The organism is Rhodobacter flavimaris (genome assembly GCF_021378075.1).
In the GTDB taxonomy this organism is placed as follows: domain Bacteria; phylum Pseudomonadota; class Alphaproteobacteria; order Rhodobacterales; family Rhodobacteraceae; genus Rhodobacter; species Rhodobacter flavimaris.
In genome coordinates this window covers 1-10,608 of sequence record NZ_JAJUOS010000022.1, presented here as the reverse complement: position 1 = coordinate 10,608, position 10,608 = coordinate 1, and the positions used below count along the sequence as shown (strand labels likewise).

The 10,608-nt window shown below is 57.8% G+C and carries 8 protein-coding genes and 7 pseudogenes; 11 read left to right on the top strand and 4 right to left on the bottom strand.

The window, feature by feature from the left end:
* The 5 genes and pseudogenes from LZA78_RS17345 to LZA78_RS17325 all read left to right on the top strand — a co-directional run.
* Positions 1-114 (top strand): annotated as a pseudogene (locus LZA78_RS17345) (IS5/IS1182 family transposase); the annotation flags it as partial.
* 271 nt (positions 115-385) lie between these two features.
* Positions 386-1,201, top strand: a complete 816-nt coding sequence (locus LZA78_RS17340) for a glycosyltransferase family 25 protein (RefSeq protein ID WP_233678144.1) — start codon at positions 386-388, stop codon at positions 1,199-1,201.
* Positions 1,176-2,099, top strand: coding sequence for a glycosyltransferase family 2 protein (locus LZA78_RS17335; protein WP_233678143.1), 924 nt, complete (start codon positions 1,176-1,178; stop codon positions 2,097-2,099). Before LZA78_RS17340 ends, LZA78_RS17335 begins: the two co-directional genes overlap by 26 nt.
* A gap of 199 nt (positions 2,100-2,298) precedes the next feature.
* Positions 2,299-3,110 (top strand): annotated as a pseudogene (locus LZA78_RS17330) (IS5 family transposase).
* A gap of 96 nt (positions 3,111-3,206) precedes the next feature.
* A pseudogene (locus LZA78_RS17325) lies at positions 3,207-3,482 on the top strand (transposase); the annotation flags it as partial.
* A 161-nt stretch (positions 3,483-3,643) separates the two neighbouring features.
* Here LZA78_RS17325 and LZA78_RS17315 read toward each other — a convergent pair.
* Both LZA78_RS17315 and LZA78_RS17310 read right to left on the bottom strand, forming a co-directional pair.
* A pseudogene (locus LZA78_RS17315) lies at positions 3,644-4,351 on the bottom strand (IS6 family transposase).
* Between the two features lie 87 nt (positions 4,352-4,438).
* Positions 4,439-5,020, bottom strand: a complete 582-nt coding sequence (locus LZA78_RS17310; RefSeq protein ID WP_233678146.1) for a VOC family protein — start codon at positions 5,018-5,020, stop codon at positions 4,439-4,441.
* A 252-nt stretch (positions 5,021-5,272) separates the two neighbouring features.
* Between LZA78_RS17310 and queC the strand changes: the two genes are divergently transcribed.
* From queC to queE, 3 genes are read left to right on the top strand one after another with little or no spacing between them, the layout of a single operon-like run.
* Positions 5,273-5,974, top strand: coding sequence for a 7-cyano-7-deazaguanine synthase QueC (queC, locus tag LZA78_RS17305; protein ID WP_233678142.1), 702 nt, complete (start codon positions 5,273-5,275; stop codon positions 5,972-5,974).
* Positions 5,974-6,327 (top strand): 6-carboxytetrahydropterin synthase QueD, encoded by a 354-nt coding sequence (gene queD / locus LZA78_RS17300; RefSeq protein WP_233678141.1) that lies wholly within the window; start codon positions 5,974-5,976, stop codon positions 6,325-6,327. The genes queC and queD overlap by 1 nt, the downstream gene beginning before the upstream one ends.
* Positions 6,324-7,031: a 7-carboxy-7-deazaguanine synthase QueE gene (gene queE, locus LZA78_RS17295; RefSeq protein ID WP_233678140.1), complete on the top strand. Its 708-nt coding sequence runs from the start codon at positions 6,324-6,326 to the stop codon at positions 7,029-7,031. Before queD ends, queE begins: the two co-directional genes overlap by 4 nt.
* Before the next feature lie 92 nt (positions 7,032-7,123).
* On the opposite strand, the pseudogene LZA78_RS17290 reads toward queE, so the two are convergent.
* A pseudogene (locus LZA78_RS17290) lies at positions 7,124-7,826 on the bottom strand (IS6 family transposase).
* Between the two features lie 289 nt (positions 7,827-8,115).
* Positions 8,116-8,667 (bottom strand): annotated as a pseudogene (locus tag LZA78_RS17285) (type 2 periplasmic-binding domain-containing protein); the annotation flags it as partial.
* Here LZA78_RS17285 and LZA78_RS17280 point away from each other — a divergent pair.
* The 3 genes and pseudogenes from LZA78_RS17280 to LZA78_RS17270 form a co-directional block, all read left to right on the top strand.
* Positions 8,647-8,891, top strand: a pseudogene (locus LZA78_RS17280) (transposase); the annotation flags it as partial. The pseudogenes LZA78_RS17285 and LZA78_RS17280 sit on opposite strands and share 21 nt — an antisense overlap.
* A 362-nt stretch (positions 8,892-9,253) precedes the next feature.
* A complete protein-coding gene (locus tag LZA78_RS17275; RefSeq protein ID WP_233678139.1) occupies positions 9,254-9,436 on the top strand; it encodes a hypothetical protein in 183 nt (60 codons plus the stop codon).
* A 75-nt stretch (positions 9,437-9,511) separates the two neighbouring features.
* The gene (locus tag LZA78_RS17270) at positions 9,512-10,318 is read left to right on the top strand and encodes a transglutaminase-like domain-containing protein (protein ID WP_438811094.1); all 807 of its coding nucleotides are present in this window, start codon (positions 9,512-9,514) and stop codon (positions 10,316-10,318) included.
* Positions 10,319-10,608: the final 290 nt, after the last annotated feature.

Sequence of the window (10,608 nt, the reverse complement as noted above, 5' to 3'; positions counted from 1 at the left end):
ATCATGTTCGGCAGGCTCAAGGACTGGCGACGCGTAGCGACACGCTACGACAGATGTCCGAAGGTCTTTCTCTCAGCTGTCGCTCTCGCCGCTACCGTGCTGTTTTGGTTATGAGGCCTGAGCCTAGGAACGATCGTCGGGTTTCCTGCTCAAAAGCTTGCCGCAAGACGGAGATGGCAATACAGGTTACTGCAGATAGGTTGAGGCGCATGAGAAACAGACTCGCAGGTATTGCCTTCTCGGGTGCGTTCTTGATCGGCTACCAGGCAGGTTGCGTATTGGTTCGTTCTTGGTGAAGAAAATGAGGCTGGTTCTCCTATTCTTCGTTTGGATGCCTCGGTTAGGCGAACTATCTTAGGGTCGCCAACCATCAATAATCAGACGTGTGGAGGCTCGGCTGTTGATCCCAATCTTTGTAATCAATTTGGACCGACGCCCAGATCGGCTTGCTGTCTTGGCTGATCAGTTGAGAAACCTGGATCTACCGTGGATGAGGGTATCAGCCTTTGACATGGAGACCATTGACGAGCAGGTCCTAGGAAAGAGGATCGCGCTATCCGGGCACAAAATTCAGATGGGTAGAGGAAGCCAGTGCTGCGCTCTGACTAATCTCGCAGTTTACCGCCGCATAATTGACGAGGACAGACCCGCCGCATTGATTTTACAGGATGATGCTGAACTATCTCCCGATCTCGTGCCATATCTCGCGTCGATGGATTGGCTTCCAGAAGGAGTGAATGTCGTACAGTTCGAAAAGTACGGTAGACCGTCATCCAAACGATTGCTTGGCCCAGAACTTGAGAACGCAACCCTTGCGGGCAGAGCTTTACATCGTCTGCATTCCCGGACAGCCGGTGCTGCATGCTATTTGATCACGCAGGATGGAGCGCGAATTGTAAGCAATTATCGCGGGCTGATTGATATGCCGATAGACCACTTCCTGTTTAGCCCAAATGTGTCTCCCGTTTTCGCCGACTTGAACGTTGCAGTTGTTAGGCCGGCTCTCGCGCGGCAGAGAGATGAAGTTGAATCGCCATCAGACTTGATTTCAGAGCGCAGGAAGCAAAACAAGTCATTGATTTCCAGAGCGAAGCGGCTCTGCCAAGATTTGAATCAGCTTCCGACGCAATTGCTCTTAATGTTGCGGGGCGCGCGTTGGATGGATTTCGGGTACGATGGCTCTTCAAAAAGTGGGTACTGAAGTTGGTCTTGCTACTATGAACCCTACTATATCGGTCATCATTCCTACATTCGAAGACTGGGACGGGCTTAATAACTGCCTGGAGGCGCTGGCTCTCCAAGACCTCGATGAATCCGACTACGAAATCATTGTTGCAGACAACAATCGTGAGCAGCGTCTGCCAGAGAACCTGGCTTTGACACGGAACACACGTGTCGTCTGGGAACCAAAGCCTGGCTCTTACGCTGCGAGAAATACCGCGATCAAAGAAGCCCGAGGGGAGTTCATATTTTTCACTGATAGTGACTGTCTGCCATCGAAAAGCTGGCTCTCAGCTGGACTCGCACGGTTCTTGAAAGAGCAAGGCTGCGAGAGGGTGGCAGGCAAAATTGATGTTGTTCCGCTCAAATCAAAATGGAACGGTTGGAGCGTGTACGACCGTGTCTCTAACTTGCGCCAAGATGAATATGTTGCACGAGGGCACGCTGCAACTGCAAACCTTGCTGTCAGGAAGAGCGTTTTTGGGCGTGTCGGCCTCTTCAGAGAGGATAGGTTCTCTGGCGGTGATTTGGAATGGAATCGCCGTGCTACCGTCGAAAATGTACCGATCGTGTTCGAAGATGCTATGACAGTACGACACCCTGCAAGGGAAACTCATTCAGATTGTGCCGGCAAGGTTAGGCGAATTGCCGGTGCACGTTTTGCCGCGAAGTCTAACCGACCTTTGTTAAAACGGATGCCGCGGCTCAAGTACCTGTTACCTTCGATCAGGAACTTTGTGAAGATTTGGGGAGACGACCAAAATGTACCTGCCTTTGTACGGCTCCGAGCGATGCTTTGCGACTATCAAATGGGCTGGGTCTACAATGCAGAGATTATCCGGCTAGGTTTCTTGGGGAAGGCGCCAAGCAGAAGGTAGGGAGATATTAACTGTTGTAGGGTCGTAAGATCTGCTTTGCGATTTTATGAAATATCAAAGACTTGGCATCCGGCATGTCAGAAACAAGCCCAGAAGATTTCGACAAACTCAATCGGGTTTCTGGCCGTGCTCTGCCTCGGGTCAGGCCCAATGATCTTCGGCCTTCGGCGTGATTCAGCCTCCGCAAGGAGGCGGATCGATGAGCAATCTTTTCTGGCTGACGGACGCGCAAATGGCGCGGCTCAGGTCCTTCTTGCCCAAGAGCCATGGTAAGCCGCGCGTCGATGACCGGCGGGTGCTGAGTGGGATAATCTTCATCAATCGCGATGGTTTGCGGTGGCGAGATGCGCCAAAGGAGTATGGCCTTCCAAGACCCTTTGCAACCGCTGGAAGCGGTGGAGCGACAAAGGGGTCTTCGCTCGAATGATGGATGGGCTCGCCGCCGAGGCTGCAGTTCCGAAGATGGTGATGATCGACGCGACTTATCTGAAGGCGCACCGCACGGCGACCAGCCTGCGGTCGAGAATGGGGGACCCAACGACCAAAGTGGCCGACTGATCGGCCGAACGAAGGGCGGCATGAACACCAAGTTGCATGCCGTCGCCGATGCCGAAGTGCGCCCGATCCGCGTTTTCGGGGGAAATGATCCCCCGGATCATTTCCTCGTCCCTCAAACTCATGATCGTAGGCCAGGTCAGTGACCACACCGGCGCAGCCGCCCTGCTAGGCAGCTTGCCAAAAGCAGAGTGGCTGCTGGCCGACCGTGGCTATGATGCCGACTGGTTCCTAGACGCGTTGAAAGACGGGGGGATAAAGCCCTGCATCCCGGGCTGGAAATCGCGCGGCAAGCCCATCAACATTGACATACGCCGCTGCAAACGCCGCAACAGGATCGAGATCATGTTCGGCCGACTGAAGGACTGGCGCAGGATTGCCACCCGTTACGACCGATGCCCCAAGGTGTTCCTCTCTGCCGTCGCCCTCGCCGCTACCGTCATGTTCTGGCTATGACCCGAGAATAAGCGCTGACCCTAGGGTCAGGACCCATTAATCGGCTTGCGGATTCTCTGCTGGCGTGATTCACGCTCCTGAACTGAAGGGGTCATGATGAGCAGTCTTTTCTGGCTGACGGACGCGCAAATGGCGCGGCTCGAGTCCTTCTTGCCCAAGAGCCACGGCAAGCCGCGCGTCGATGACCGGCACGTGTTGAGCGGGATAATCTTCTTCAATCGCAATGGTTCGCGGTGGTGCGACGCGCCGACCGTGTAGGGCCCGCCGAAGACGCTCTACAACTGTTGGAAACGCTGGAGCGAGATGGGCGTGTTCGCCAGGATCTTCGAGGGACTGGCTGCGAAGGCTTCAGATCGGAAGACAATCATGATTGTCTTCGGAACTGCGGCCTCGGCGGCGACCCCATCCATCTTTCGAGCGAAGACCCCTTTGTCGCTCCACCGCTTCCAACGGTTGTTGAGGGTCTTGGGAGGGCCATATAGTGCTGCCAGACAAATTCGAACCAGTCTCCGAATGGACAGTAAGCCAGCCCCTTATGCCGCGCCAAGCCGGCGCCACTCGGCGAGAGCGGCGGCGCGGTTCAGCTTGAAATTTGCCGTCGAGTAGAAACTGCGCTCCGAGTTGAGATGGTTGAAGACCGAGGTGTGGACGGCAACAAATTTCTGTAGCATTCGCATCCGTCGGAATCGGAGCATCGCCCGCTCCCGTCTTCGGAATGGCAGATGCGATTGCTCCGCTCGGTTATTCATCCACTAGCCGGTTTGCTGGCGCTCGCGGATACCAAGATCACCCAGAGCGGCCCCATAGGAGTGCAAACAGTCGGTGACGAATTCATTGACTGAACCGTATCTCCTCAGAGATTTCTTCAAGAATTTCAATTCTGCCCTCTTGTCCCCGGTCTTCGCCACGAAGCTCTCAAGCACCTCGCCTTCGTGATCGACCGCCCGCCAGAGGTAGTGGCGCTCGCCGTTGATCTTCACGAATACCTCGTCCATATGCCAGCGCCACTGCGGCCCGGAGCGCAGCGGCTAGGCACGTTTCTTGCGGATCTCGGCGGCAAACATCGGGCCAAACCTGTTCCACCGGAACCGTACAGATTCATGGCTAATCTCGATGCCGCGTTCGTGCAGTAGATCCTCGACATTTCGGAGCGACAGCGGAAAACGAACGTAGAGCATCACCGCCAGGCGGATGATCTCCCGGCTGGTCTTGAAGTATTTGAACAGGTCGCGTTTGGTCATCCCAAAACGCTACCTAGCCCTCTGCCCGGCCGCAAGCCAAGCTGCTCTGACATGACCCACAACGGGATTCCCTCTGACAAGGCCCCCTCAATACGACTTGTGCGGGGATCGGTCTTCTGACAGCGAGCTCTGCCGACGCTCGACAAGCAACGCGATTGCATCTGCCAAATGCTCGCGATCAATATGGTGATCGCCACGCGCCACGCGGATTTTGTGGGCCTCGATCATCACGTCAGCGTGGCGGCAGCCTTCGGGAGGAACGAACCTGTAACTTGCAAGCTCGAGCCGCAGCCCCAGCGGATCGCGGAAATAGATTGAATCCATGAAACCGCGGTCCACCGGCCCGGAGTGCTTCACTCCTCGTGCATCTAGACGCGCGGCCACCTGCCAGAAGGTGGCCTGACTAACATTGAGTGCGAGGTGGTGCAACGAGCCGGTCGCCTCTGGCACGGGCGTATCGTCTGGCTTACGTTCTTCGTTGGTGAAGATCGTGATCAGCCGGCCATCACCAGGATCGAAATACAGATGCCCCTCATTTTGGTTGTCGAGGTTCGGCTGATCGAAGATCAGCGGCATGCCCAGAACACCTTCCCAGAAATTGATAGACGTCTGGCGATCGGCTCCGATGATCGTGATGTGGTGAACGCCTTGCGTCTGAATTTTCTTAATTTCGTTGGATCTTGACATTCCACAGCCCCCCCCCGGCTCTACGTGTCCGCCTTGCGCTGAGCAACTCGGCCAGCTTCGGCTTGTCATGCGCCGGGGTCAACGCCCCTATCATGGCTCTGAGGCACGATGGCGCCAAAAATTTCCGTTGAAGTCGACATCCGCCTAAACCTTCATTGAACTGGCCAACTCCTCAATCTATATGCGCGTCTCACCGGTCGCAGCCTACCCGGTTATCAAAACAAGGACTGAAACATGAAAACTCTCGTCGTCTGCTCAGGCGGACTTGACTCCGTGTCGCTTGCACACCTCGCGGCCGAGACCCAATCACTTACCCGTCTGGTCTCGTTCGACTACGGCCAGCGTCACCGCAAGGAACTTGCGTTTGCCGAGGCTGCAGCAATGCGGCTCGGTGTTCCCCACCACCTGATCGACTTGCGCGCCATCGGGGCCGCGCTCACCGGTTCTGCGCTTACCGACAACATTGATGTGCCTGATGGCCACTATGCCGAAGAGACCATGAAGATCACGGTCGTACCGAACCGGAATGCCATCATGCTGACCATCGCTTATGGTATCGCCGCTGCCAACGGCGACGAGGCAGTGGCGACTGCCGTGCATGGCGGCGATCACTTCATCTATCCCGATTGCCGCCCCGCCTTTGCCGAGGCGTTTGACCAGATGCAACGTGCCGCCCTCGACGGCTATGCGGATGTCTCCCTCTGGACCCCTTTCCTGCATGGGACCAAGGCAGACATCGTCAAATCGGGCACAGAGCATGGCACACCGTTTGCCCAGACATGGTCCTGTTACAAGGGAGGTGAGACGCATTGCGGGCGCTGCGGCACCTGCGTGGAACGCCGCGAGGCCTTTCACTTGGCGGACATTCCGGATCCTACCGTCTATACCGATCCGGACTTCTGGCGTCAGGCGATCGCAGAAAAGGGGGCACGCTGATGTTCCGTATCTCCAAGGAATTCCACTTCTCCGCGTCACACCAGCTTGCCCACTTGCCAGCGGACCACCAATGCGCCCGACTGCACGGGCATAACTACATAGTGGTGGTCGAACTCGCCGCGAAAGAGTTGAACGCCGATGGTTTCGTGCGCGATTATCACGAGTTGAGGCCGCTCAAGATCTACATCGATGAGGTCTTCGACCATCGCCACCTGAACGACGTTCTCAACGTGCCCACGACCGCGGAGAACATGGCCAAGCACTTCTTCGACTGGTGCCAGGCGCGGTGGCCCGAGACGGTGGCGGTGCGGATTTCCGAAACACCGAAGACCTGGGCGGAGTATCGGCCATGAAACTGCGGATTTCGGAGATTTTCGGCCCGACGATCCAAGGCGAAGGCGCCCTGATCGGCAAGCCGACCGTCTTCGTACGGGCGGGCGGTTGTGACTATCGCTGCGCGTGGTGCGATTCGATGCACGCCGTGGACAGCGCCTTCCGCCATGATTGGGCCGAGATGAGCGCCGAAGACATCATGGCCGAGGTCCGCCGTCTTTCAAGTGGCAGGCCGCTGACCGTCTCGATCTCGGGCGGCAACCCAGCGATCCAGGACTTCGGCCTCCTCATCGAACTTGGCAAGCAAGAGGGCTACGACTTTGCCTGTGAAACGCAAGGCTCTGTCGCACAACCTTGGTTTGCCGAGCTCGAGACGCTGGTGCTCAGCCCAAAGCCGCCGTCGAGTGGCGAGGAGACCGACTGGCGGAAGTTCGACCGTTGCCTTGAAAACGCCAAGGGCTGCAATTTGGTCGTGATGAAGATCGTGATCTTCGACGAAACGGATTACGCATGGGCGAAAGCAGCAGAGGAACGCTATCCGAACCTGCCGCTCTACCTTCAGCCCGGCAACCCCGAAGTAGATCCGGATCAACCGGTTGACTTGCAAGCGGCGATCGATCGACTGCTGTGGCTGATCGAAAAAGTGACCGGCGATGGCTGGTTTGCTCCGCATGTCCTGCCGCAGTTACATATGCTGGTCTGGGGCAACAAGCGCGGCGTATGACCACAGACACCCTGATGGCGAACGAACAGTGACGATCACGGCGCTGGCAGACCAATTCGAACTCGTCTCTACAAGGACTGTGACGCCGGCCCTTATCCGGTGCAAAGGCCACGCCACTCGGCGAGAGCGGCGGCACGGTTCAGCTTGTAGATAGCGCCGAACGAGAGGCTGCACTCTGTGTTGAAGAGCTTCCAGACCAGGTCATGGACGGCAGCAAATTTCTTGAGTGTTGGCATGTACCGGAAGCGGAGCATCGTCCGCTCTCGATTTCGAAATAGCTGATGCGAATTCTAAGCCCAGATACTAAACTATCGGCCAGCTTTGTGGCTGTCACAGGCGCCAAACTCACCTAGCGCGGCGCCATAGAAACGTAGACGGTCGGTACAATTTCATTGGGATGGCCGCGCCGCTTCCTCGATTTCTTGAAGAATTTCAATGCAGCCTTCTAGTCCCGCGTCTTTGTAAAGGAACTCTCGAGCTGCTCGCCTTCGTGATCCACCGCGCACCAAAGTTAGTGCCACTCGTCGTTGATCTTCACGAACACCTCGTCGAGATGCCAGCGCCATTAGCTCGACCGCATCCCCGAAACGCGACGCGTTCGGATTTTCGCGGCGAACATCGGGCCGAAGCGGTTCCAAAAGAACCGCATGTCGCGTGGCTAATCGCGATGCCCCGCTTGTCCAGCAGATCCTCGACGTTGCGCAAGGAAAGAGGGAACCAGATGTACAACATTACCGTCAGGCGAATGACTCCAAGCGACATCTTGAAATACCGCAAAGTAGATCGTTTAGGGATGGCCGGCGGCTACTTCGGCCTCCAGCCACGCCTCATACCGAGTTCCCCTGACAATACCGAACATACATCATCGCCGCCAAGCGGACCATTTCGGGGCTTGTCCTGTAAGAGCGCAATGGCTGAGTTGGGCCATAGAAAGACGACAGGCGGCGCCCTGCCCCGCCTTGAACCAAGTTTGTCTGAAAATACCCTCGAGCCTCAGAAGGCAACACCGCGCCACCGAGCAAAACGCGAAAGGGGCAACCAAAGAGCTGCCCCTTCCCTTTGGTCGGGCCAGAAGCCCATGGGTTTAGTTACTGGCGCAGGCGCGGATCTTTTCGATATCCGGGCCATTCGGGTTGCGGCCGAGCGCGAAGGGCTCGGAGGCGACCTGTTCGATCACGGAGTTGGCCATCGTCTGGATCTGCTCGAAGGCGGCGGCGTCCATCCGGGTGATCTCGTTCGCGTCCCTAAACTGCTTGTAGGCGTCATTTGCCCGGCGTTCGGTAAACGAGAGCGACCACAGCAGCGTCGCATCCGCCGCGATCTCCAACTTTTCCTGCGTCTCGGGGCTCAGCGCATCCCAAGCCTGCTTGCTGATCATCACGCCAAAGATCGAGGCCGACTGGTGCCAACCCGGCGTCGCCCAATAGTTGGTGACCTGCTGGAAGCCGCCCGACCAGTCCACGTTCGGAGTCGAGAATTCAGCACCTTCGATCACCCCACGCTCAAGAGCCTGATAGATCTCGCCGCCAGCCATCGACGCCTGGCTACCGCCAAGCTCGCTCAGCAGTCGCCCCTGCTCAAGGCCTGAAAGGCGCAGGCGCTTGCCTTGGATATCCTCTATGGTGCGGATCGGTTCCGCGAAGCCTTAAAAGACGGGGGATCAGACCCTGCATCCCGGGCCGGAAGTCCCGCAGCAAGCCCGTCAAATACGACAGGCGCCGCTAGAAACGCCGCAACCGGATCAAGATCATGTTCGGCAGGCCAAAGGATTGGCGGCGGGTGGCGACCCGCTACGACAGATGCCAGAAGGGCTTTCTCTCGGCCGTCGCCCTCGCCGCAACGGTCATGTTCCGGTTATGAGTCCTGACCCTAGGTTCCGGAAACCCATTCCGGCCAAAGGAGATTATTTCGCATGACGCCAGGGAGTTTCGCTCTGCAAGGGTCACTTCTGCCGTCTCGCGGCCGGTTTCGCGCGCTTCTACCATCGTGGGGCTCGCAATCGGGAGAACTTCCCCCTATCATGAGCTCCTGCAGTGTTCATCCCGGAGTCGAACATCGACCTCCGCGGTCGCCGTGGCGCCAATCGGGGAACCGGGCAGTCGTCCCGGTGCATCTAATCTTCATGACCTGCTGGCCGAAGGCCTGATCGCGACGGCGCCATCCGCTCGTGCGACGTGTCATCAGACCCAGATTGAACGTGTTGCCAGAAAGGATGCCGCACGATGAAATCTCCCGAAACCGACGAGCCAAGGCCGATGGAGGCTGAGCGCCCCGAGACAGTCACTTCGCAAAAGCCCGACACCCCGTATCCGCCTGAGCGCAAGTCGATTTTCGACACCTCTTACGCGCCTGAAAGAGCCGAGCGGCGCAAGGCTTGGTCTCGTTTCGATAGCAGAAAGCAATGAGGTCGGTCGCGAACGGCCCGAACCGCCCGTCTTGCATTTTCACGATCTGCGAGGTCTGAGATGTCGCCCAATTACATCCGGATCAAGCTCGGTTGCCGGTTCAACCTCAGCCTGCCGCAGTCGACCCCGATGATCGCCCTTTTGAACGTTCATTTCTCGCGCGCAGGCGATCTGGAGGCCCCTGACCACGTGCGCACCTGGCCGCCGGTGCCGCTGTGCGCCTATCGCGATGGGTTCGGCAACTGGTGCACCCGGTTTGTCGCGCCACAGGGCGATTTCAGCATCGGCGCCGAAGGGGTGATCAGGGACAGCGGCCTGCCGGAAGCTCAACCGCCCGAAGGCGGTCAGAGCTCGATCGAGCTCCTTCCGGACGAGACGCTCACCTACCTGCTTGGCAGCCGCTACTGCGAGACGGATGTTCTGTCCGACGCCGCGTGGCGCCTGTTCGAGCACACGCCTCCCGGAAGCGCCCGGGTGCAGGCGATCTGCGATTTCGTACATCGCCATATCCGGTTCGACTACATGGCCGCGCGCGCGACACGCAGTGCCGCGCAGGCCTATGTCGAGGCGCAGGGCGTATGCCGCGACTATGCGCATCTGGCGATTGCATTCTGCCGCTGCATGAATATTCCTGCGCGCTACTGCACCGGATATCTGGGCGACATCGGGATGCCACCACCCTACCCGCCGGGGGATTTCGCAGCCTGGATGGAAGTCTGGCTCGATGGCCGTTGGTGGGTCTTCGATCCGCGCAACAACACCCCCCGCATCGGCCGCGTGCTCGTCGCCCGGGGGCGCGATGCTGCCGATGTGCCGCTGATCCATTCCTTTGGCACGAACACCCTGACCGGCTTCGGAGTCTGGACGGATCAGATCGACTGAATTGTAAAAGGGGCGGCGGGCCCTCATTATTGCTGCTCGGATGGCGTGCGTGGTCGTGGCTGAATGAAAGACCCGTAGCAGGTCACGCGCTACCGCGTCTTACTTGGGCGTCCGTTTGAGGCTGGATCGAGGTAGTCCACCGTCGAGCCCATCTGCATACTCATTGTCCCCCGTCAGCGCCTATGGCACAGATTTGAGGTTGTGATTTAAGGAGGATTTGGGCTTCGTCGTAGTGACGAAGGAACGAAGATGAAGCCCAAATCCTCCAATTCAAAATCGCCGACCAAGCC